This is a genomic window from Crenothrix sp., assembly GCF_043729335.1.
Taxonomy (GTDB): domain Bacteria; phylum Pseudomonadota; class Gammaproteobacteria; order Methylococcales; family Methylomonadaceae; genus Crenothrix.
Genome location: NZ_JAYTLQ010000060.1, coordinates 75,562 through 99,735, shown reverse-complemented (window position 1 = coordinate 99,735; position 24,174 = coordinate 75,562). Strand labels below are relative to the sequence as shown.

General features: G+C 44.3%; 20 protein-coding genes. 9 read left to right on the top strand and 11 right to left on the bottom strand.

Annotation, left to right across the window (positions count from 1 at the left end):
• Positions 1-7 precede the first annotated feature (7 nt).
• The 9 genes from ppc (at position 8) to ACHZC4_RS14895 (ending at position 11,295) form a co-directional block, all read left to right on the top strand.
• A complete protein-coding gene (gene ppc / locus ACHZC4_RS14935) occupies positions 8-2,806 on the top strand; it encodes a phosphoenolpyruvate carboxylase (RefSeq protein ID WP_394754667.1) in 2,799 nt (932 codons plus the stop codon).
• Between the two features lie 16 nt (positions 2,807-2,822).
• A complete protein-coding gene (gene cysD / locus ACHZC4_RS14930) occupies positions 2,823-3,740 on the top strand; it encodes a sulfate adenylyltransferase subunit CysD (RefSeq protein ID WP_394754666.1) in 918 nt (305 codons plus the stop codon).
• Positions 3,741-3,761: 21 nt separating this feature from the next.
• Positions 3,762-5,117 carry a UDP-N-acetylmuramoyl-tripeptide--D-alanyl-D-alanine ligase gene (gene murF / locus ACHZC4_RS14925; RefSeq protein WP_394754665.1) on the top strand — a complete coding sequence of 452 codons (1,356 nt, stop codon included), beginning with the start codon at positions 3,762-3,764 and terminating at the stop codon, positions 5,115-5,117.
• Positions 5,118-5,305: 188 nt separating this feature from the next.
• Entirely contained in the window at positions 5,306-6,034 is a 729-nt protein-coding gene (gene bioD / locus ACHZC4_RS14920) for a dethiobiotin synthase (RefSeq protein ID WP_394754664.1), read from the top strand.
• 226 nt (positions 6,035-6,260) lie between these two features.
• Positions 6,261-6,674, top strand: a complete 414-nt coding sequence (locus ACHZC4_RS14915; protein WP_394754663.1) for a hypothetical protein — start codon at positions 6,261-6,263, stop codon at positions 6,672-6,674.
• A gap of 65 nt (positions 6,675-6,739) precedes the next feature.
• The gene (locus tag ACHZC4_RS14910; RefSeq protein ID WP_394754662.1) at positions 6,740-8,404 is read left to right on the top strand and encodes an ATP-binding cassette domain-containing protein; all 1,665 of its coding nucleotides are present in this window, start codon (positions 6,740-6,742) and stop codon (positions 8,402-8,404) included.
• 6 nt (positions 8,405-8,410) lie between these two features.
• Complete coding sequence (locus tag ACHZC4_RS14905) at positions 8,411-9,736, top strand: HlyD family secretion protein (RefSeq protein ID WP_394754661.1); 1,326 nt, start codon at positions 8,411-8,413, stop codon at positions 9,734-9,736.
• Positions 9,737-9,744: 8 nt separating this feature from the next.
• Positions 9,745-11,142, top strand: a complete 1,398-nt coding sequence (locus ACHZC4_RS14900; RefSeq protein WP_394754660.1) for a TolC family protein — start codon at positions 9,745-9,747, stop codon at positions 11,140-11,142.
• A gap of 3 nt (positions 11,143-11,145) precedes the next feature.
• On the top strand, positions 11,146-11,295 hold the full coding sequence (locus tag ACHZC4_RS14895) for a hypothetical protein (protein WP_394754659.1): 150 nt from the start codon (positions 11,146-11,148) through the stop codon (positions 11,293-11,295).
• Positions 11,296-11,302: 7 nt separating this feature from the next.
• On the opposite strand, the gene ACHZC4_RS14890 is transcribed toward ACHZC4_RS14895, so the two are convergent.
• The 11 genes from ACHZC4_RS14890 to ACHZC4_RS14840 form a co-directional block, all read right to left on the bottom strand.
• The gene (locus ACHZC4_RS14890; RefSeq protein WP_394754658.1) at positions 11,303-12,493 is read right to left on the bottom strand and encodes a TIGR03087 family PEP-CTERM/XrtA system glycosyltransferase; all 1,191 of its coding nucleotides are present in this window, start codon (positions 12,491-12,493) and stop codon (positions 11,303-11,305) included.
• A gap of 82 nt (positions 12,494-12,575) precedes the next feature.
• A complete protein-coding gene (locus ACHZC4_RS14885) occupies positions 12,576-12,794 on the bottom strand; it encodes a DUF6933 domain-containing protein (protein WP_394754657.1) in 219 nt (72 codons plus the stop codon).
• Between the two features lie 25 nt (positions 12,795-12,819).
• Positions 12,820-13,482 carry a hypothetical protein gene (locus ACHZC4_RS14880; RefSeq protein ID WP_394754656.1) on the bottom strand — a complete coding sequence of 221 codons (663 nt, stop codon included), beginning with the start codon at positions 13,480-13,482 and terminating at the stop codon, positions 12,820-12,822.
• Positions 13,483-13,515: 33 nt separating this feature from the next.
• On the bottom strand, positions 13,516-14,535 hold the full coding sequence (locus ACHZC4_RS14875) for a FemAB family XrtA/PEP-CTERM system-associated protein (protein WP_394754655.1): 1,020 nt from the start codon (positions 14,533-14,535) through the stop codon (positions 13,516-13,518).
• 36 nt (positions 14,536-14,571) lie between these two features.
• Positions 14,572-15,405, bottom strand: a complete 834-nt coding sequence (locus tag ACHZC4_RS14870) for an XrtA system polysaccharide deacetylase (protein ID WP_394754654.1) — start codon at positions 15,403-15,405, stop codon at positions 14,572-14,574.
• 54 nt (positions 15,406-15,459) lie between these two features.
• Positions 15,460-16,491 (bottom strand): XrtA/PEP-CTERM system-associated ATPase, encoded by a 1,032-nt coding sequence (locus ACHZC4_RS14865; RefSeq protein WP_394754653.1) that lies wholly within the window; start codon positions 16,489-16,491, stop codon positions 15,460-15,462.
• Positions 16,492-16,493: 2 nt separating this feature from the next.
• On the bottom strand, positions 16,494-18,071 hold the full coding sequence (locus ACHZC4_RS14860) for a TIGR03016 family PEP-CTERM system-associated outer membrane protein (RefSeq protein WP_394754652.1): 1,578 nt from the start codon (positions 18,069-18,071) through the stop codon (positions 16,494-16,496).
• A gap of 202 nt (positions 18,072-18,273) precedes the next feature.
• Entirely contained in the window at positions 18,274-19,170 is an 897-nt protein-coding gene (locus tag ACHZC4_RS14855) for an XrtA-associated tyrosine autokinase (protein WP_394754651.1), read from the bottom strand.
• A gap of 20 nt (positions 19,171-19,190) precedes the next feature.
• The gene (locus ACHZC4_RS14850; protein WP_394754650.1) at positions 19,191-20,774 is read right to left on the bottom strand and encodes an XrtA system polysaccharide chain length determinant; all 1,584 of its coding nucleotides are present in this window, start codon (positions 20,772-20,774) and stop codon (positions 19,191-19,193) included.
• A gap of 53 nt (positions 20,775-20,827) precedes the next feature.
• On the bottom strand, positions 20,828-21,547 hold the full coding sequence (locus tag ACHZC4_RS14845; protein ID WP_394754649.1) for a polysaccharide export protein: 720 nt from the start codon (positions 21,545-21,547) through the stop codon (positions 20,828-20,830).
• A 146-nt stretch (positions 21,548-21,693) separates the two neighbouring features.
• Positions 21,694-24,117, bottom strand: a complete 2,424-nt coding sequence (locus ACHZC4_RS14840; protein WP_394754648.1) for a tetratricopeptide repeat protein — start codon at positions 24,115-24,117, stop codon at positions 21,694-21,696.
• Positions 24,118-24,174 lie beyond the last annotated feature (57 nt).

Sequence of the window (24,174 nt, the reverse complement as noted above, 5' to 3'; positions counted from 1 at the left end):
ATCCACTATGACAACCTCCTATAACGACAACGACTTAAGCCGTTCAAACCGCCTTTTGGGCTCGGTATTAACGCGGGTTTTGAACGATCAAACCCACCCTGAAATTAGCGCCACCGTTGATCAACTGCAAAACCGCTTTGCCGGTTGGGTGAGCGATGGTAATACCAGCAAACTGAACCAATTACGCACCAGTATAGAAAAGCTGAATGTAGATGCGATCAGCGGCGTGGTGCGAGTGTTTAACCATTATTTCAGCTTACTCAATATCGTCGAGGAATCCTACTATTTGGACTTACGGCGGCGACAAGCCGAGCAAGGTGGGCATTATTGGCCCAACTCCTTCCATGACACCTTGTTGGCGCTCAAAGATTCAGGGGTGACGGCGGATAAGCTCCAGTTGCTGCTGGATGAATTGCTGTATTTGCCGGTAATGACCGCACACCCCACCGAAGCCAAGCGCCGCACAGTAAAAAATGCCTTACGTAATGTGTTTGTCACCCACGAATCACTAAGCGATAAACGCCTGAAAGGCTATCTGCGTAAAGAAGGCCTTGAGCGTTTGCAAGCACAAATTCAACTGCTGTGGAAAACTGACGAAGTGCGTGGGCGAAAAATGACCGTCGTCGATGAAATTGATGCGGGCTTGTTTTATTTTCCGCTGTCGCTGTTCCAGGCCACCGCACGCGTGTACCGCAATTTTGAACGCTCGTTGGTTGATGTGTATGGCGAAGACATTGCGGCTACCCTGCGTATCCCCAGCTTTTTGCAATACGGTAGCTGGATAGGCGGCGACCGTGACGGCAACCCCAATGTCACCCCAGAAACCACCGTGCTGGCCTTACGCTTACAGGCACAAACCGTGTTGCAAGAATACATACGGCGGCTGGAGGTTTTGCACGGCGAATATTCGCATTCCTATGGTTTTTGTGAGCCATCAGATGATTTTATCAACAGTCTGACAGCAGACCGTAGCAAATTGGGGGCGTTGATTATTGAGCTGGAAAAACCCTATTTGCAAGAACCTTACCGGCACAAACTGGCACTCATGAAATACCGCATGGGGCGCAGCTTAACCCAGGTACAACAACGTCTGCGTGGCGAGTCGGTATTGCCCGATAACTACGGTTATGCCAATGTAGCCGAGTTTCTGGCGGATTTACATTTAATAGACACCGCGCTACGTAGCCACGGTGATACCGACATCGCCAACTTGGAACTGCACGATTTAATCCGCCTGACCGAAACCTTTGGCTTTCATCTGATGCAGCTGGATGTCCGGCAAGAATCCACCCGCCACAGTGACGCGGTTGCTGATATTTTACAGGCCTCGTTGGGGCTGGATTATAGCGCCCTGGATGAAAACCAGCGTCTGGCCTTGCTCAGTGAAGCCATCGCCACGCCTGGCGGCTTGCTATACGACAGTGCCAACCTATCGGCTGCTACCCGTGAAACCCTGGCCAGTTTTGAGGTGATGGCGATGATGCGCCGGGAAATTGCTGCCGGTTGTTTTGGGAAATACGTCATTTCCATGACCCATGCCGCCAGCCATATTATGGAAGTGATGCTGCTGGCGGCACAAAATGGCTTAGTCGGGCGTTTGGGCGGACGTTGGTATTGCCACATCGGGGTCAGTCCGTTATTTGAAACCATTGATGACTTAAACCGCATTGACAACGTGCTGAGCCAATTGTTTGACACCCCGACCTACCGTGAATTATTGCGCGTATCGGGTGACCGCCAAGAAATCATGCTCGGTTATTCAGACTCCTGCAAAGACGGCGGTATTTTGGCTTCCGCGTGGGGACTGTCGCAAGCACAGCGTAAAATTATCGCCCTGGCTGAGCCACGCGGTATTAAATGCCTGTTGTTTCATGGCCGTGGCGGTACAGTCGGGCGTGGCGGCGGCCCTACCCATGAAGCCATTTTGGCGCAGCCGCCCGACACGGTGCGCGGGCAAATCAAATTTACCGAGCAAGGCGAAGTGTTGTTTTACCGCTATAACAACATGGAAACCGCCATCTACGAACTGACGATGGGTATTACCGGACTGATGAAAGCCAGCCTCAGCCTGGTGCAACCGGTGCGTCGTGATGAGCCTGAACATTTGGCCATCATGGATGATCTGGCGCACATTGGCGAGCAAAGTTACCGTGACCTGACCGAACGCACCCCAGGATTTTTAGATTATTTTTACGAAGCCACACCGGTGGGGGAAATCGGCCAGCTTAATATTGGCTCGCGGCCTTCGCACCGCAAAAAGCAGGATCGCTCTAAAAATTCGGTACGCGCGATAGGCTGGGTATTCGCTTGGGCGCAATCTCGTCAGACGTTTCCGGCTTGGTATGGCATTGGTTTCAGCTTGGCGACTTGGTGTGCAGGCAAACCAGAACGCTTGGCCACCTTACAAACCATGTACCGTGACTGGCCGTTTTTCCGCAATTTATTGAGCAATGCCCAAATGGCACTGAGCAAATCTGATATGGGCATTGCCAAAGAATATGCCAGCTTGTGTGTTGACCCTGACACAGGCCAGCGTATTTATGGCCTGATTGCCAGTGAGCATCAACGCTGCGTGGAATGGATTTTAGCCATTGCCAACACCAAGCAATTACTGGCGGAAAATCCGGTTTTAGCCAGCTCCTTGCACCGCCGTGATGCTTATTTAGGGCCGCTCAATTACTTGCAAGTGTTTTTGTTACGCCAGGCACGGTCTGTGGATTTTGAAAACACTGAGGATAATCCTTGGTTGAAGCCCTTGTTACGGAGCATCAATGCCATTGCAGCAGGAATGAGAAATACCGGTTAATAACAAGGGAAGCCTCATGAATTTGACGCACTTAAAACAGTTGGAAGCTGAAAGCATCTTTATTATACGGGAAGTGGCCGCCTGTTTTGAGAAGCCGTGCCTGTTTTACTCCATTGGTAAAGATTCGACAGTCATGCTGCACCTGGCCAGAAAAGCTTTTTGGCCCGGCAATCTGCCTTTTACCTTATTGCATATCGATACTACCTGGGAGTTTGCCGAAATGGCACGTTTTCGGGACAACCTGATTACCAGTTTGGGGCTTAAGCTAATAGTCCACATCAACCAGGAAGCGCTGGCAGCGGTCATACACCCTATCGAATCAGGTTCGGTCAAGTATAACGACCTGATGAAAACCGAAGCATTGAAACAAGCCGTGAATCAGTACAGTTTTGATGCGGCCCTGGGTGGCGCACGCCGTGATGAGGAAAAGTCGCGCGCCAAAGAAAGGGTGTTTTCGGTTAGGGATGCCAACCACCAGTGGAACCCAAAGCAACAACGGCCTGAACTGTGGCAAATTTATAATGCCCAAATTGACCGTGGCGAATCGGTCAGGGTTTTTCCGCTCTCCAATTGGACTGAACTGGACGTTTGGCAATATATCCTGCTGGAAAATCTTGATCTGGTGCCACTGTACTTTTCAGCGCAACGGCTAAGCTGGATTGACGAAAGTAGCGGGCAGATTCTGGCCTTGGATGACGGGCGGATGCTGCCGCATTTAAACCACAACGAACGTAACAGCCTGAAAGAGCGCCAAATTCGTTTCCGTACTTTGGGCTGTTATCCCCAAACCGGCGCTATAGAAAGTAATGCCACTTGCGTCCAGGACATTATCGCTGAAATGTTGGTCACCCGACAAAGCGAAAGACAAGGACGGCTCCTGGATCAGGATCAGGCCGGTTCTATGGAAAAGAAGAAACGGGAAGGCTATTTTTAAAACCTGATGAGGGTTAAAACAATGATCAAAGCAACGTTGTCTAAAGCTGCACAATGGACTGATGCCACACTGATCGGTCAGGATGCTGAATTTAATGGCATAGCGATTGATTCTAGGCTTGTAGAACCGGGTTCACTGTTCGTGGCGCTTAAAGGCTACCGGCATGATGGGCATGATTATATTGAAGATGCAAAATCAAGGGGGGCTAGTGCTGCATTAGTCAGTCGGCTTGTGGCCACGCAGTTACCCTTATTGCTTGCAAAAGACGTTGTGCAGGGATTAGGACAGTTGGCCACGGTTTGGCAGCAGCTATACGGGTTACTTGTTATAGGTGTTTTGGGGAGCAATGGCAAGACCACAGTTAAGGAAATGGTCACCACCATTTTGCAATGCCACTATGGGGATACCGCCGTATTGGCAACGCAGGGCAATCAGAATAATGAACTGGGAGTGCCCCTAAATTTGCTAAGGCTTAATGCCAGCCATCGGGCCGCCGTCATAGAAATGGGTGCCAATAGCCATGGGGAAATCACCCGCCTTGGCAATATTGCCCAACCTGATATTGCAATAATTACCAATGCCGGATTAGACCATGTTGCAGGGTTTGGTGGGGTAGAGGGTGCGGCAAGGGCTAACGGCGAAATTTTTGCAACCATGGAGGGCAACGGTATCGCTATCCTCAACGGTGACGATCCATGCCAACCTATTTGGCATAGCCAGTTGGGCAAACGGCATTGCCTACAATTTGGCCTTAACCCTGGCGCAGATGTGCGCGGTTATTGGCAGCCTACGCCCACTGGCGGTCAACTGTCTATTGATTCACCTTGGGGGAGAACCCAATGTCACTTGAATCTAATGGGGCAGCATAATGCCCTGAATGCCTTAGCAGCGGTATCTGCATGCTTGGTTTTGGATGTGGGGCTAAACACGATTGCCGCCAGTTTGGAGTCTATTAGCCCCATCAAAGGAAGGTTGAAGCCCCAATTATCGGTTAGTGGCGCCCTTATTATTGATGATACCTACAATGCAAACCCCTCCTCGCTGCTGGCGGCATTAGAAGCATTGTCTTCTTTGTCGGGTAAAAAAATTTTGGTTTTAGGTGATATGGCTGAACTCGGCGATGCGGCCGAATCCTGGCATACTCAGGCAGGCTACGCCGCTCGTTCTGCGGGTGTTGAATGCTTATTGGCTGTAGGCGATCTTGCCCGTTTTGCTACCAACAGTTTTGGGCAAGGCGCAAGTCATTTCGCCAATAATCAAGCGCTTTTCAAAGTAATGCTGCAACAACTGGGACCTGGCATTAATGTTTTGATTAAGGGTTCTCGGTGTATGGAATTAGAAAATGTTGTTGAAAATATTTTACAGTGTTCAAGTTAATAAAACGAAATTCATAGCAGAAGTGATATGGGTATTTCATGGGGCGGACTACCAAGACTACTTGAGGTATAGGACGGGCTGATTCAATATGAAAGTGTAAATATCAAATATGGATTGCCTGCGATTAAAACAAACGATGAAGAATCGTGGGGCAATTCATTGAACTTCAATAGAACAACGGGGGATTAATGGCTAATTTGATTCGGCGCGGACTGTTCGTAACAGGCACTGACACGGGTGTCGGCAAGACCCGCATTTCCGCAAACATCGCGCATCATCTCAACCAACGCGGCTTGGTTGTGCGCCCACGCAAACCGGTGGAGTCCGGTTGCCTGCGTGGCGAAAACGACCTTATCCCTGCCGATGCCATTACTCTGCAGGTTGCCGCTGGCAGCGATGAGCAGTTGGCTCACATTTGCCCTTACCGGTTTGAATCGGCTTTATCGCCGGAAAGGGCGGCAAATCTGGCCGGTCAAACCCTGACACTCGGTGATGTTACTGCCGTTTGCCGCCAAGGGGTGGTAGATTCCGATTTCTTACTGGTTGAAGGTGCTGGCGGATTCTATTCGCCCTTGGCTTCGGGAGTACTGAATGCTGATCTTGCCGTAGCTCTGTCCTTACCGGTGTTACTGATCGCTCCGGATCGGTTGGGTGTCATCAGCCAAACTTTACTTGCTGTGGAAGCGATCAAACGTCGGGGCCTGACGTTGGCGGCGGTCATTTTAAATCAGGTTACAACGGATATTGATCCGCAAATGGATAACGCGACAGAGCTTTCCCGCTGGCTGGGTGAGCTGGTTATTGTGACCAGTTACTACGTAGCCGATAGTACCGAACCCGCTTGGTTGTTACCTTGCCCTCGGCTGATAAATTTGGTTGATCGTCTGGTAGGTGGTTGTGAAAATCCTGTCAGATAACGTCTACCAGCATCGGCACGGCCACTTCCTACGGGGGCATCAAGGAACAGGCTGTAAACCTGAACTCCCTGTGTTCAGGTCGGAGAATTTTCATTTTTGCGGAGAGTTTTAATTGACCGTTGAAACTTAAGCAAGCTATTAAGGAGTTAGATAGGCCGATATATTAAATACCAATAAACCCCTTTGTTTAAGCAATCAATCCTTCCACAACTGCGAGGAGTTTATCATGAAGACAGCTAGCACATCCAGAAAATGGCTAAATAAGTATCCCTATGATTTATGGCAACAAATAGGCATCAAAATACTCCATAGCTTACTGGTAGGTTTTGCCTTGCTGATGTTTGGCCACGACCTATTATTTACACTGGGGCATTTTTTGCATGTATTGGTGTCAATAATAGAATGGGGGTTAGAACATCTACTTGAGTGGTTATTTAAGGTATCGCCAAGACAGGCCGAAATTATGACCTTTTGGCTAGGCTTCACGATGTTGGCCGGCTTGGCTTGGCCGATTCCACGTAGAGCCTATAAGGTTTTAAAAAACACCTATAGCCGCTGGCTAGCCCAGCCAAAATCGGATAAATACATGACGCTCATCCAATTTCTTGTGATAGGCTCAGTGTTGGCTTTGTTTTCTTAAATGGATTCAAATAGCCTATCGAAAAAAAACTGATCGGATAAAATCAAAAACTTAACTGTATTTTTATGGCATCTACACATAACCCATTAAACCGGCTGAAATTGCTCATTAACATTGAGCAACACGACATTAAGACCTTGCTGGCTTTCGGTGTTGGTATTGGCCTGATGTCCCTGGCCACGCCGGTTGCTGTGCAAGCGTTGGTTAATACTATCTCGTTTGGCGCTTTGTTCCAGCCATTGATAGTGTTGACCTTGATTTTGTTTGTTTTGGTTGGATTTAGCAATTTTCTGGTTGGTTTGCAATTTTACGTGATTGATATGCTACAACGCCGCTTATTCGTGCGTTTATTTGGCGAGGCGGCTTTCAACTTGCAACAAGCGTCTTACAGCCTACGTGACAAACAACATTTGCCCGAATTGGCCAACCGCTTTCTCGATGTTGTCACCTTGCAGAAAACTGCGGCTGTGTTGCTGATGGAAACCTTGGGTTATTTTTTGCAGACCCTCATTGGCATGGTGTTATTGGCGTTTTACCATCCTTTATTGTTAGCATTTGACTTATTCCTAATTGCCGCCATCGTGTTCATCTTGTTTGTATTAGGCAAAAATGGCATTAATGCCGCTATTGAGCAATCTAAAGCCAAGTACGATGCCCTGGCCTGGTTAGAAAATTTAGCGGCTAACCCGATGCTAGGCAAAACCGAGCAAGGCCAAGCATTTTTAAAACAACAAACCAATGGCATCGCACTAACTTATTTAGAAGCCTCCGCTAAACATTTTCGCATTTTATCGCGGCAAAATACCGGCGCCCTCATCCTGCATACTCTGGCCAATACGCTGCTATTAGGCATGGGAGGCTGGATGGTCATTGAACGCCAGTTAAGCCTCGGCCAACTGATCGCCGCTGAATTGGTGGTAAACGTTATGATCTATGGCTTGACCCGCTTAGGCAAAACACTGGATAATTTTTATGAAATGGTTGCCAGTACCGACAAAATCAACTATTTGCTCGAACTCCCCCAGGACTCAGTAACAGGCATTACACCACAAAACAAAGCTTCGCCTTACCAAGTGGATGTCGTTGACTTATCCCTGCCGCTCAATACCGATTATGATGCGTTAATTGACTTCAACCTGCATTTGGTATCGGGTGAACAACTAGCCATTACCGAAGGTGCAGATAAAAGCAGCCTATTTGATACCTTATATGGTTTGCGGATTCCCCTGACAGGCCATGTGTGTTTAGATCAGCAAGATTTACGCGACCTCAACCTCAGACAGCTACGCAACACGATTGCATTGGTGCGCGAACCAGAAATTTTGGAAGAATCTGTCCTGGACAACGTGCAATTAGGGCGTGATTTACCTGTACAGGCGCTAAAACAGGCATTGGAAAATGTTGGTTTACTCGATGACATTTTATTATTGCCGGAAGGATTGAACACCCGATTATCTATTCATGGCAAGCCTTTAACCAACGAACAAACTTTACGGTTGACCTTAGCCCGCGCCATTGTCGGCAACCCTAGGCTCTTATTACTGGATAATGTGCTTGACCGCATTGATAGCCGCGTGCTTCCTAGCCTTTTGGCCGTGTTATTTACTAAACAGGCTTCTTGGACCTTAATTGTTACCAGCCATGAACCTAAAGTGATTAACCTGTGTAATAGGCGCGGTAAAATCGTCAAGGGTGTTTTTGTAGAAAACCCAACCACAATTGTGGGCTAGCCAACAATGATTCTACCCGAAACACAACTCAGTGCTTTAGATAAGGCCACCACTTGGCCGCTGGCTGGTAAAATTGCTCGTTCATTACTGGTATTATTTTTATTACTGTTAATTTTCTTGATGTTAACGCCTTGGCAACAAAACGTACGGGGTTATGGGCGAGTGATTGCCTTTATTCCTTACGAACGACAACAATTTATTGATGCTCCCATTGAAGGGCGGATTGCTCATTGGCTTGTTACCGAAGGTACACGGGTAAAAAAAGGTCAGGTGTTGGCCCAAATGCTCGATAATGACCCGCATTTTTTGCAACGAATTGAAGCTGAGAAAAAAGTAGTCTTAGAACGCCAAGCAGCCGTTGACCGACGCCTACAAACATTACAAGTTCAATTGCGTATGGCAGAACTGGCTAGGCCACAAGCCTTGTCAGCGGCGGACTCGCGCATATTGATGGCGCGTGAACGCAATAAAGCTGCACAACAAGCTTTGGCAGCAGCAAATGCGGCACAAAAAACTTCCGCACTTAACTTAGTACGTCAACAACGTTTGTTCAGCAAAGGCCTAGCTTCCAAACGCACCTTAGAATTAGCCGAACTGGAAAAAGCCCAGCGCGAAACCGAATATGAACGTGCAAAAGCCAGCTTGCAAGCCGCCAACAGTGAAATAGACGCACTCAGTTCCGATGCTGGCAAATTAGGCAACGACACCACCTCGGCTATCGAAAAAAGCCGTTCTGAACTCAATAAAGCGATAGAAGATCAAAATTACGTTAAAGCCGAATTACTCAAGCTGGAAACCCGGTTAGCACGCCAAATGACCCAAACCATTGTTGCCCCTAGAGAAGGGACCATCTTGCGGCTTTTAACCAATCCGGGCGCAGAACTCATTAAAGCGGGCCAAGCGTTGGCCATTTTAGTGCCCGATAGCCAGGAAAGGGCTGTCGAACTGTGGTTAGATGGCAATGATTTACCTTTGGTGGTCAAAAACAGCCATGTCCGTTTGCAATTTGAAGGCTATCCTGCTGTTCAATTTGGCGGTTGGCCTGAGTTTTCTATTGGTTCTTTTGGCGGCCAAGTTACCTTAATTGATTCGACTGATGATGGTAAAGGCCATTTCCGCGTTCTGGTTTCACCTGATAAAAACGATATAGCCTGGCCCGAACCTCGTTTTTTACGCCAAGGGGTACGAGTCAATGGTTGGGTGCTATTGGGGCAAGTAACGTTAGGCTATGAATTATGGCGTATTTTTAATGGTTTCCCCCCCTTGGTCTTGCCAGAGCCTACAGCACCAGAAAAAGTGAAGGACGACAAATCCAGCCTAAAGGGGGGATAAAAAAAGTGATGATGACTAATCAAGTTGCCTTATTGGTATTTTTATTGCTTCCGGCCGCTCTTTATGCAAAAGTCCAAACCTTAGTGCTGGACGATGTGCTAAGTGCTGCCGAAAAATCTTTCCCTGCGTTGCTAGCTACTGAACAACGGCGGATGGTAACGGAAGGTGATTATATTTCGGCTCAAGGGGCGTTTGATACGGTCGTAAAATCACAAAACCGTTGGTCTGTCATTGGTTTATACGAAAATCAAAACTATGATGTCAGTGTAGAGCAGCCTACCCCTTACTGGGGAACCACGTTTTTTGGTGGTTGGCGTCGTGGTACAGGTGATTACCCTATTTATGACGGCAAAAATATTACCGCAACTGATGGTGAGCTCCGCGCTGGCGTTAATGTACCCTTATGGCGTAACCGTGAGATTGACCGCCGCCGCGCAGGATTAAAGCAAGCTGAATTAGCGCAACTAATTGCTGGCCATGATGTTGACCAAGCCTTGCTAGATATCCGGAGGCAAGCAGCATACCGTTATTGGGATTGGGTATTAGCTGGGCAACGGTTGCTGATCGCAGAGCATTTATTGAAAATAGCCGAAGAACGTAATTCTGGCATTTTAGAACGAGTAGCTGCTGGTGATATTCCACAATTTGAAGCACTGGATAATCAACGTGCCATCATTGAACGCCAAGAGCGGCGTGTAGCCGCACAACGCATGCTGGAACAGAGCGCTATTCAACTATCGTTATATTGGCGTGATGAAAAAGGTGAGCCACAAATGCCCACAACTGAGCAATTGCCCAAAGACTTTCCCAAAGAGCCTGTTGTCGATGCCGATTACCACAAAGCATGGGTACATGCACAAACGCAGCGCCCTGAATTGAAACGCTTAGATGTTCAAGCCAAGCAAACTGAAACTGAATTAGAGCTGCAAAAAAACCAACAGGCACCAGCAGTAGATTTATCTGTCGTAGGTTCAGTCGATAATGGCAAAGGTAAATCTGGTCTAAACCGTGATGAACTGTATGTCGGCTTAAATTTCGATTTCCCTTTACAACAACGAGCAGCCAAAGGTAAAGCGCAAGCCGCTGCCGCCAATTTACAGCGGTTAAAGTGGGAAACTAATTTGGCAGAAAACCGCATTGCTGCAGATATTAAAGATGCCTTATCACGTCTTGCTGCATCACGTCAGCGGCTAAGTTTGATTAAAGAACAACAAAAAACGGCGGAAGAGCTTGAAAATGGTGAGCGGGAACGCTTTGATTTAGGCGCAAGCAATATTTTATTTGTTAACATGCGTGAATTAGCCACTGGTGATGCAGCTATTATGGCCATTGAAGCTTCGAGCAACTTGTTCAAAGCACATGCAGATTACCTGGCGGCATTAGGAACGCATACCGTGGTTAAATAAAAAATGACCAGAATTTTTTTGTTATTAATGAAAGACGCTGCGCATTTGATTACCAATAAAGACGAACACCCCAATTTTTTTGCACGATACCTTAATGTGGCGCTTATTAACACAAAACAGCACACACCAGAAACCTGTCATATACCGATTTAATAAGACCCTACCCGATTAACGTTACTAAATCGTTTAAATTATTGTCCCAGCTAAATTGAGTTTTAACAAAGTCACGGTTATTTAAAGAAAGAGTAATTTCAGGTTTGCTGAGCAAGGCGTTTATGTGCTCAATCATAATCTCTGCTTCATCAGAAACCGATACAGACAACGTCAAATCATAAGCAATACCTTCCATTGCCGCTGAGGTCGCCACTACATGTTTAGCCATAGACATGGCCTCTAATACTTTGTTTTGAATGCCCCTGGCAATCCTTAACGGGGCAATAGCAAGCTTCGCGTAAGCAAGGTATGGCCTGACATCCGGCACCGCACCCGTGACAACCACATGACTGCTCGCCAAATCCAGAACTTCTTGGGCTGGCTTAGATCCGACGATATAAAATTTGGCAGCTGGATGACTTTTAATGACCTGTGAAAAAACTTGTTCAACAAACCATTTCACCGCATCGATATTCGCCCAGTAGTCCATTGCGCCAGTAAAAACCAATATTTGCGCGCTCTCATTATTTGAGTAAGGTGAGTCAAAATCATGTTCTTGAGAAAAATAGTCCACATTAACACCATTGTTGATATGCGAAATCTTCTCGCTAACAGCGGGTGCTAATTTTTTAAATAAACCAGCTTCCTGCTCCGATACAAAAAAGCTGGCTTTAGCTCTGGCTGCCAATGCTTGTTCGTAATCAAACAGGTATTTGGCTTCGCGCTGATATATCCATTTGGCTATCCCGTGTTTTTTTTCTGCATACTGGCGCCATTTATCAGAATCAATATCGACAAAATCCACCACCATTTCAACATTATGTGCAGGCTTTATAAACTGCCCCATCACCGATGAGAACAGTAGCACTTTTTCAATGCCATGAGTTTTTACGGTACTGTCTACCCACTCTTGCATAGCTTGATTACGATAATACGGCAAACTTAGCGCATCACCTGTGAATAATCCTGTCGCACTGCCTAGTTTGGCGCGTAGGGCATTTAAAGGCTGATAACAGGTGCTCGTACACAACGCATCCACTTTATCGGTGTATTGCCAGTCGTTAGCATCGTCTATAAATGTGCCTAGATGTACGATATAAAGCGTTGATAAGTGCTTTAAAAAATGAAACGAGCGAATTTTATCGCCTTTGTTGGGCGGGTATGGGATACGGTGGACTAGGAAAAGTAGGTCTTTCATAAGAAAAGCTATTGATACTCATAGATAGTTAAGTTAATGTTTAAAAACAATATTATGCAAAACCACATCATTAATTCAGGTTTTAAAAATAATTTATTTTTTCGAATCCATACAGGTTTCTGAGCAAATCAATAGGAAAACAATAATCAATGACAAAGAAAATACATTTTTTGCGATCGATATAAATTAGGTTAGCGTGCCAATCCCCAAGAAGCGAATCATTAGACTCCTCAATCAATAAATCCGATTTTATCACCTCTATTTCTTTCTGGAGTTTGCCGATACATTTAATCAGTAGCATATAACTCCCAGAGAGAACTTCAAAATCAACTGCTCGTTTTTTGCATCGGCTGCATTTTCTTGAGTGCCATTACTTCTAGAAATTGCTCAAAATCTGACTCTTTTTCGAGCTTCATATCAATATGCGATTGATAGGATTGTTGGTCTGGCCCCCAATCAAAATAGATTCCAGTATTTGGTTCAGACAATTTAGCCGCTTGTGCGTCACTGATTGCTAAATGTATAGATGCCATTTCATGAAAAGTTGATCTGCCCACCAACTTCGCAAATACAATCAATTTATATGAACCTGAAAGAAAGGCGAAATTAGTCCCGTCCTCCGGCAGTAAAAAGTGATGATCATAAGAAACGCCTTCTTGGGGTATATAAAGACCACTTCCTCGTTTTAAGTCACCTTTATTTCCGTATACCCATATGTTGAAGTTTTGTTTCGATTCGTTGCGTTGCAATGAAATATGGAGGCTTTCCAAAACTTGACCTCGCTTAGCGGTGCTATATAGAAGTGCGCGTAAGTATACTTTGTTTTTCTTACTATCAAAGCGAGAACCATCAGGACCAAAAAACACGACAGCTGGTTGGGTAATCACCAATTTACCTTTGCGAAACAAAGTAAGCCAGGCTGTCACAATTGAAACAAGCAGTGCCAAACAGGAAAACACCAAACTGATTATATACAATTCTTGCGGCAAGCTACGATCTCCATGTTGTGACTCAAAAAACCATTACCCCAAATCTTTAGATAAAAACGGCCCCACAAACTGGCTAACCGGCAACGGCAACTTTTTCCAGGCTGCAATAAACAGCTGGTACTTAGGGTTTAAAGGATTAATATCCGGCAGAGTTTTAGATTTAACCAGATAGAATTCATAAAACAACGGCTCGGGCACAAAGCCCCAATTTTTCTTAAAGCTGTACGAACCGGTACCGATTTTGCTGCGGCCAAAATCGAACACTTTAATGCCCTTTCCTACCGCACGGCGCATCACTTCCCAGTACATAAAATCATTGCCCTTCACATCCCGCGCCAACGCCGTACCGCCGCCGTAATAAGGCAATACTTCATCCTTGTAATAAAAATTCATCACACTGCCGACCAACTGGCCATTAAGCTCAACGCTTAATACTTCACATTGCTCGCCAAATACTTCTTTTAAAATTTTAAAGTATATTTTAGAAAAAACTGGCGTACCTAAATTGCGCACACTTTCTGAATACGCTTGGTACAGCCTGTCAACATTGACATCAACAGTGCTGGTAAGGCCTGAATCAATAGCTTTTCTCACCATTGCCCGCTGCTTTCTGGGAATAGCCAGCATGTTTTTTTCTACATCAGCATCCAGTATTTTTCTAAAAGTCACGTATAAATCTTTGTGTGGCCGCTCCGGTGTTTTTTGCGTTCTGTTGCGCATCTCCAGGCAATCAACACCCAGTTGTTCAGCCAACCGACAGGCTTCTTGATCTAACGCTGAATAGGTCTGCTCATCTTTAGCGACAATACCGCCATATACACAAAACGCCGACGACACCAACTGATTACCAAACAGCAGGCTATTAACATGCACCAACGGCAAAATACCGGTAATTTCACCGTCGTGTTCGCTATACAGAAAATAGGTTTTATGACCAAAAGCCGTTTCGATAACCTCTTTCCATCCCGACAGATGGAAAAACGTGGCTTCATCTGTCGTATTAACAAAATCATCCCAACGGGCGTAGTCAGAAACATCCAATGTTTTAATCATGCGTAGAAATCCCTTTTAGTGCGTCAATTGCTGGTTTTATTTTAGAAAAACGTTTTGCATGGTATCCCATTTAAAATCGGTAAGCAGTTGTGTGATTCTACCTTCCATTTTATTGAGGTTAAGATAATGACGGAATTTGGACTTGGCACTTAAACCTTGTTGTTTAGGCTGTTCAGGATCAATTTCCCAAGGATGAAAATAGAAAATACCCGATTGCTGCTCGTTGTTATTTACCCGTTGAAAGGCCCATTTTGACAGTGCGTACGGATAAAATCTAAAAAAGCCACCGCCACCACAAGGCCAGTTTTTACCACCCAGCGTTAAGGTAGTAATGGGGATTTCTTTAAAGTCCTGGCCAGCGATAGGTTCAAACATAAAACGCGATGCTTCCGGCATACCGTATAAATCATGCTTAACCGGGTAAATACTGGAGCTATATTTAAAACCCTCTCCCAGCAACACATCCAAGGCCCACAAGTTTTTAGCACCGATGGAGTAAGTGGGCGCACGGTAGCCAATAACCTGCACTCCGCCAATATCTTCCAGAATTTTTTTAGCCCTGACAATATCTTCACGAAACTGATCGGGCGTTTGCTCAGTAACCCGCTTATGCGCATAACCATGACACGCCAGCTCATGATTTTCTGCGACAATACGCTTGATCAGTTCCGGATAACGCTCAGCGACCCAACCTAAAGTAAAAAAAGTGGCTTTAATATTTTTGCTGGCAAACAAATCCAATATTCTGTGGGTGTTATTTTCTACGCGATGCGGCAGGCTATCCCATTGGCTTTTTTCAATGTAAGCCTCTAAAGCTGCCACCTGAAAATAATCTTCGACATCGACGGTCATGGCATTTATTTTTTGCATTGCCAGCCCATCTTGTTGCCCCATAAATTTTGAATCGCCATTTAACGATGCCCTTTATTCGCTAATATCATCGTAAACATCACCCATTTCAAGCTGGATAAGGATGGCTTTACGTAACAATGAGCGTTCTTTGTTCAAAACAGTTTTCAAATTAACCACTGTTTTTTCCAAAGCAGCAATTCTTTCTTCCAACTGGGGAGAAAGTGTATCCGAATGATTTAGGCTCAATGATGCAGATAAAGCTACAACATCATGAAATTCATCAGTCACAATAGAGGCTTCTTCCTCAATATCGGCAATCACTTTATTAACCGCATTTAAGCCAATAACCGATAATTCATCCAGATAGCCAAACAGCAAGACCCGATCACACAGGGTATTGATGCGTCTTGGAATACCTTGGGTATAAGTACAAATGGCATTAAAAACGTCTTCTTCGAATTGTGGCGTTTGTTGCCAGCCGGCTTTTTCAAGACGAAACAGGATGTAACTTTTAGTTTCCTCTTCTTCCAGGGGTTTCAATTGGTAGGTAGCAACGATGCGCTGTCTTAATTGCTCCATTTCTGGTAAAAACAGCGTTTCACCCAATTGCAACTGGCCAATCAGAAAGGTCTGGAACAAGGCTTTGCCGGACATTTCAAAGTTAGACAACATACGCAATTCTTCCAATGAATCTTTGGGCAGATTTTGCGCCTCATCGACAATCATGAGTACTCTTTTGCCTTCAACCGCTTGTTGAATAAAGAAGCGTTCAATACGGGTCAGCAAAGTGGCCTTATCTTCGCCATCATAAGGCAAACCAAAAGTTGCCGAAATAATCTTCAGTAAATCATCTGCGCCAACCTGTGATGACACCATAATCCCTATGGTGATGTCATCACTGTTTAAGCTATTGACCAACTCCTTAACCAGCATGGTCTTACCGGTACCGGGTTTTCCCGTTACCACTACAAAGCCTTCGCCTTGCGTTAATCCATAGCGCATATAAGCCAGTGCGCGTTTGTGTACCGCACTGTTAAAGAAAAAGTCACTGTCCGCATTTAGCTGAAAGGGTTTTTTACTGAGGTTATAAAAACCGTCATACATAATTAAAATCTCATAAATAGGTTGGCTGTTACGCGGTTTTCTTGATAATCGTTTTTAGGTAAATCCGATGTTTGCTTTAAATGGTTAAACTCCAATCTGCCATTAAGTCGGCTGGTAATGCTTTGGTTTAGCCCTACGGCAAAATCATAACGATTATCATGCGATTGAGACAGAGCAGACTGTGGATCATTTCTATCAATCTGCTGCCACTGGGGACGTAAATAAGCACTGGTCTTACGGGCAAACTGCCAATTCCAGGTTGCATTCACACCACTGACATGTTCGGTATATTTGCTTGTTTGAAAGGTTCTATTCTGCTTAAACGCATTAATGCTAATTGAACTCTTGCCGGTGTAAAAAGACGCCGCCAGATTCCAGCTTTCTCTCACAATAACCTCATTAGTTAAAGGTACGGTAGTGGTTGGAATACCCGTTAAATTTGGATCAGGTTGCAAGACTGGAGAATTATCGTTGTTGTCGTTATTCACACCACCGCTAAAATTACGATTGCTCAAAATATCCTGACCGGTCAGGGTATCGTTATTGTGCATTAATGACCATCTGGATCGTCGCGTTCTGTAGTTCAATGCCGTCTGCCAAGTGGTGCCCGAATTTGTGCCTATTGTATTGTGCCGTAATGTGGTTAACCAACTCAGGCGCTGCATGGGCGAAATATTAACTGTAATATAGCTGTTATTGCCGCCACCAGCTTCTACCCAGTAATGCCTGCTGAGTGTCCAACGGCCACCTAACGTATAAAAAAAGCCATTTTGATTACTGTTTGTTTGCGAAGTGAAGCGATTGGCGCTTTGGCCTACCGTCGCAAACAAACTAAAATGCTTATCCATGTATGTTCTTAATGTTGCGTGCGAATTTTGAAAAGTCACATCATCAGCACCAGCTCGATAACTTTGCGCATTACTAAAACCTGCCGTCCAGCTAATCCGTTTAAATTTGCTGCCGCTATTCAGCTGAACTATTTCAGCAATGCTTACGGAATCAGCAATAGTACCGTTAGCATTATTGGCATTACCATTCGTGCTGCCACTCGCACCTGAAGAGAAGCTATCAGCGTTAACCCGCACACTGCCGTTGGCATAATGACCAAAACTCGGTAGCCAGGTCGGCGAAATACCCACCGAACTTACCGTCGTGGTATCCGCTCTGCTTCCTGATATATTATCGCTAACCAAACGATTATTATTAATATTTTGCTGACTAATTGAAGCCCTGGAATTCACAAACAGCCGATTTTGCGACAATACATTATGGGCATTAAACTGTAACTGGTGCGCCAGGCTGTAATCACCATCACCGTGGGCATTGTACAAATTTTGCATATTATAGTAGAGGTTAAGATTAGACTTACCTGCCCGCCAAACAATAAAGGCTGCTGGACTTAGCGAAGTAACCAGCGCACTTTTAGCTTTATCTGATGACGCTAAGGTGATGTTGTCCGAGTAAATTTCCTGCAATTGAATACTAGGCGTTAAATGCCAGTTTTGCGCATAAACCTGTCCGTGATAAAAAAAAATATACGTAACACAGCTATTAATGAAAAATGTATTTTTCTTGAGCATTCTAGACTTTTCTCGATTTCAATTGCTCAAAACACACACCGCATATTTTCATTATTCATTAACTACAAATAGATTAAAACTAGCAATAGGGTTTAGGGCTACCACTTAAGACGGGACAGTTTAAAAAATCCGTTCGTGGTGAGCTTGTCGAACCATGAACAACAACCCCTTCGACAAGGTCGTCTTAAATTGATAGCCGAGTTTAGTGTGCATATTGTCCATAAGCATAATAACTGCCATCCATATGGCCTTGTGATTTGTTAAAAACCGCCAGCACCACATCACACGGCGCCAGTTTACTCACCGATTCCATCACCATGCTTTGTAACGTTGATTCGGCTTCAATCACCAATACGACCTGCCCTACCAGTTTGGCGAGCACTTCGCCTTGCGTGGCTGCCAACAACGGTGGCGAATCAAATATCACCATCCTGTTAGGATAGCGGGTACTTAACTCCTGCGCCAAAAGACTCATTTTGTTACTTGAAAGCAGTTCGGTTGAGTATTTATGCTTTTTTCCTGCCGGAACGACACTAAGCCCCGGCATATTGGTTGCCAACACAATCTCTGAAAAACTCATATCCGGAGATTCCAGATATTCAATCAAACCCGGTGAAGATTTAATGCCTAATGTTTTCGACACTGACGGCCTGGCCACGTCAGCGTCAATCAATAAGACGTTTTTGTCACGTTCATTAGCAATACTTAACGCAAGATTAATCGCCGTAAATGTTTTGCCTTCACCGGGCACACTGCTGGTCACCAAAATCAAATTAGATCGCTCTATGCCTAAACTGCTTTTACCAAAGGCATTACTGACTAACGGCCTTTTAATGTTACGGTATTCTTCTATAGTCTGGGTATTGATGTCATCCGGCGTTACAAAGCCCAGCTCGGCTAATCGCTTCCAGTCAATTTCCACCACTTCAGATGGATGAAGATCATGGCTATTTTTTTCATAGCTGTTGCCTGTAAAAGCCTGATTTACTGGACGCGGCCTATCCGTATTTCTGAATGTAGTTCTGGAAAAATCTGTAGCGACATTGGCTTCTCGCCCTTGATCTTTAGCTTTATTTAATGCTTTTTCAATGATACTCATCGCGCGCCTCTAGAAAAACGTCAGGTAATACTCTGCAAGAGCTTGGAAAGACTAAAAAACCTTATATCCATCATTTCAATAGCCATAAAACTAACATACATAACCACCAATCCCACCCCGGCAAAACCGTACCGAATCCTGTCTTTTTTATACTTATCCAACTTATCGCCGGTGATTTTTAAAGACACGCTACCTAGCACCGGAAGCCCTGTTAACTGCCTAAGCTGCAAAGTCGACATAATCGTCGGCCTAATAAAATACAATAATAAAGCTAAGCCCAAGCCACAAATGCTGCCACCCAGCAAAATAGCTGAAAACAATAATTCCCGGTGTGGCGAAGACGACTTAAGCGGTTTATTGGGGGCATCAGCAATTTTAAATTTCAATGCCTCTGCCTGATTATCAACCTTTTCGGACATTTTTGCCTGTTCCCTACTTTCCAGTAACTTTTCATAGTTACTTTTTATAGAGTCGTAATCACGATTTAGGTTTTTTAACTCGGTTTCTACCGTCAACCGAGAATTCAACTCATTGTCAATCTTATTAACCCGCAGTTGTAACTCCTTAACCCGAGATTGAGACGATGCTACTTCTGCCTCGGCTTCATTCAGCGAAACCTGAATGGTTTGTATATAAGGATTTGCCATCACACTCGGTGTAATCAACGGGTTTTCTGGTGACTCAACTTTCTGTTCATGTTGTTTGCGCTGCTTCATCAAGGCAATGGTTTTATTAATCGATACAATTTCAGGGTGTCTTTCTGTATATCGAACCAGCAATTCTTTTTTTCGCGTTGTTAGCACTCCAATCGTCGTATCTTCTTCTGACAAATGTTGATCTTGTTGAAGATCCGTTACGCTCCAATCGGCATCCGATTCCTTAATCTTATTCATCTGCTGCAATAGCACATCCCGACGCGACAGAGTTTCGTTCAATTTCATTTTAGCATCGGCCAATAAACCGGAAATGTTTTGCACTTGCGTAATCTGATCGCCACCCTCACCCGGCAACAAACCATAGTTGGCCCGCTTAAAGTTTTCTCTGGCTTTTTCTGCATTGCGTAAACGCGTTTCATAATCACGAATTTGTTCTTCTATAAATTTTTTCGCAACGTCTGCACCTGAAATTGTAGATTTGTGGGTTTGTTCGGAAAAAACCGTCAATACTGCCTGTACAACATTTTTTGCCACATCCGGATCAAGCGCTTCGTACTTGATACTAAAAATATCATCCCCGCCGCCATTAATTTGAATATCCTTTTTCAACCGGGCAATCATGGCTTGTCGCTGTGCTTCGGTTTGCACGGTTTTACCCAGATCTGACAATTTAATAATTTCCTCGAGATTAGATTGCGTAAACATGAGCAATTGCATAACCCGCAGCAGTCCACGCACATCAGATTGAATAGTCATGCCTTGCAGCAAAGGTTGCAGCATTGTTCTGGTTTCAACATGCACCCTGGCCTCGGAGGTATATTTATTGGGCATAGCCAATACAAACAACCAGCCAAGCAGGCAAACCATCCAGGCGACCACGATGCCATGCCACTTGTACTTTAATGCGCCCTTTGCATAATAGATAATTTCGGAAATTTGCTCTTGCATATATTTTGTTGCCTTTCTTAAATCATCCTGTTATTTCTTTTACAGCTCAACCGCTAAAAAAATGCTTCCGGAATGATAATAATATCGCCTGGAAGAATTTTTACGTTGGCAGATAAATCAGCATCATCGATTAAATCGTTAATTCTAATACCAAAGTGCTGTGATTCACCGTCAATTTTACGAATAATACTGGCTCTGTTGCCATCGGCATATTGCCCTAAACCACCCACTTGTATCATCAGATCCAGCAATGTCATATCTTTTTTATAGGGGAGCGCCTTCGCAGAAAATCCACCGCCACCACCCGAAAATCCACCGCTACTGCCAATACCGCCGCCGCTACTTAAGCCAATACCACCGCCAAAGCCACCACTACTGCCACCGCCACCGCTTAATTGACCGATAATTCTGATTTGCTGAGAATAAACACCCTCAAAGCCACTGACCATAATAACAACTTGAGGATCTCGCACATACTTTGATAACTCTTTTTCCATCACCCGAGCCAGCTGAGAGGGTGTTTTACCGCTAGCCAATAAATCTTCGGCTAAAGGAATGGTTATTTTTCCATCAGGTCTTACGGTGGCTGTGGTTGATATATCTGGATTGCCCCAAACAAAAATACTGATACTGTCGCCAGGCCCAATAATATAAGTATAGTCAGTAGGAATAACGGCGTCTTCTTCTTCGCTCAATTGCGGATAACCGCAAGCTGTAATCAACACAACAATAAGCAGGGGTAAAACCCGTTTTATAATATTTAAAAAACTCACCCAAGATACCTCAGTTATTTGAATACACTATATTCTTACTTGATACGGAAAATATATTAACCCGCCAGGGAGATAGATCTAATAAATCTCCCCTAAGCTCTCTTTTTCAAAGAGGGGGACAGAAGGTGTACAATACACCCAGAAAATTAATGGCCTCTGGTTTTAGCAATCAATTGATCCAACAAAATTTTTGTTTCTTTCTGTTCAGGAAAGTTGCCATTTTTATTCACTAAATCTAAAGCCTGTTGCAACTCCGCAATAGCACTACCATTATTGTCGCTATTGGCATAGGCAACGCCTAAGTGGTATCGAAACACCGGCACATCCGGTAGACTGGTAATGACTTCCTGCAATATCGTAACGCCTTCGTTTACTTTGCCTTGTTTAATCAAAGCCCACGCATAAGTATCTCGGTAATAGGCTTGATCTGAATCTTTAAAACGTTCGGTCAATTGAACCGCTTTTTTCAGCATTTCCGCACTAGAATACTGATCCGTTAATAATACCGCCAAACTGTTAATCACCCCATTCAGGTTAGGATTTCTTGCCAACAACCCCTCATATATCGAAACAGCCAAATCATTGTCACCTTGCTGCTGATAGAAGTCAGCCAAAGATAAAGATAGCCTAATTGCGTCAGGATTGTGATTCAATCCTTCTTGAAAAGCCGAAAGTGCAGCCACTTTATCATTCTGAGCGGCTTTAAGCTTGGCCAATATAATATAGGCCTGAGGCACTTTAGCGTTGTTTTTTATTAGTTTTGTTAAAATATCCACGCCTTCCGACATTTTTTTCTCCCGCAATAATAAATCTGCCAGCAGAAGACTAATTGAGGCATTATCGGGAGTTTTAGCATGCAAGTCATGTAGCACAATGATCATGTCATTGCGCTTATTTAGCTTCTCAAAACAACTCGCCATATTATCCAGCGTGTCTTGATTGCCAGGAAACTTGATGAGCAAAGCTCTATACAGGTCTATCGCTTTGTGGCACTCACCTTCAGCCTGAAAAATTTGTGCCTTTAAATACCGAGCCACATCAACCGCTAATGGATTCGTTAACTCCGAAATTTTCTGTACCGCTATTTTCGCACCCTCAAGATCCTTATCCAATAGGCTAGCACTCGCCAATTTTTCAAGAAACGCCAGATTATTGCCTTGATATTTAACGGCGGTTGTCGCCATGTCTTTAGCTAATTTTATTTTTTTTTCGGACAGCGCCTTGTCATAAAGATAATCAAGTGCCTGCCCATTAATGGGGTTAATTTTTAGAGCGCTTTCAAAATATTGACTAGCATTTTTCTGATCATTAGTCGCAACATACGTTTGCCCAAGCAATAACAAGGCTTCTTCCAGCTCGGGCTGATTCAACAACACCTTTCTTAACAACTCCATCGCTTTATCATATTGTTTGCTGACTAAAAATATTCTCGCCTGCAACACTTTGGCATCATTATAATTTGAATTATCTTGTAAAATTTCGCCGATTAGACGTTCCGCCTCTTTTAAATCGTGTACTTCAAAAGCTATTTTTGCCAGCAAGGTTTTTGCAGAAAGCCCTACAGAACTGTCATCTTCCAAAGCAACAACTTGATTCAGTATTTTCCTGGCTTCATCGAGATGATTGCGTGTAATCGTCCACGTTGCCAGCTCAAGTAATCTGCGTGGGGCATCCTTGAAATGGGCTATATACTGATGCAAATGCTCTATTACTTTATCCGGAGCAGTATCACTTAAAAAATCAAGTAACAATAACCTCGGCTTAGTAATGTTGGGTGCTAGCGCTATTAACTCACCCAATAAGGCTTCAGCTTCTTGTTTTTTACCCACTTGGGTATAAAGTTTTGCTAAAGTAATTTTATAGTCCTGATTTTCAGGGTATAAAACCGTCAAATTTTGATAATCCACCAGTACAGCCGGCATATCTTGGGCTTTGGCATGCAATTGAATTTTAAAAAAATGTAAATCAATATTTTTAGGATCTACTGCCAATGCTTCATCAACCAAAGCCAGCGCCTTATCCGATTCACCTTTTTCGCTATAAATAAGCGCTTTCAATGATAAGGCATCAATAAATTTTGGATTTTTCTGCAATATGTTGTTAATAAGCGCTAAAGCCTCCTCCTGTTTTTTCTTGCGAATAAAAACAGAAGCCTTCAGCGCCAGTGCATCCAAATTTTGACTGGCCTCCTTCAAAATAATTTCGGCCTGTTCCAAGGCAGCATCAGGTTCACCAAAAGGCAATAGCAGCTTGCCTAATTTTAAACGCGCTTGAGTATTTTTAGGCTCAAGCTCAACAACTTTTAACAAGTTTTCCCGCATTGCTTTGTATTGATGATTCCTTTCATCCAGCAAAGCCAGGTAATAATAGGTTTCAGCAGTATTTTTATCTGACTGACTAGACGTTTTCAGTTCAAGTTTGGCTTTTTCATAATCGCCCTGTTTAAAATACTCAACACCACGCTGCAAATGCTCTTTAGGATCACCTTTATTACAGGCAACCGACAGCCATAATGTCGAAAATAGCACAGCAGCTGTCGACAACCTGTTGTTACGATAAAAACCAATCATTCTAATCAATCACCAAAAATTTAGTCTATTGTAGCTATCTTTATGTAAAATTTTAGG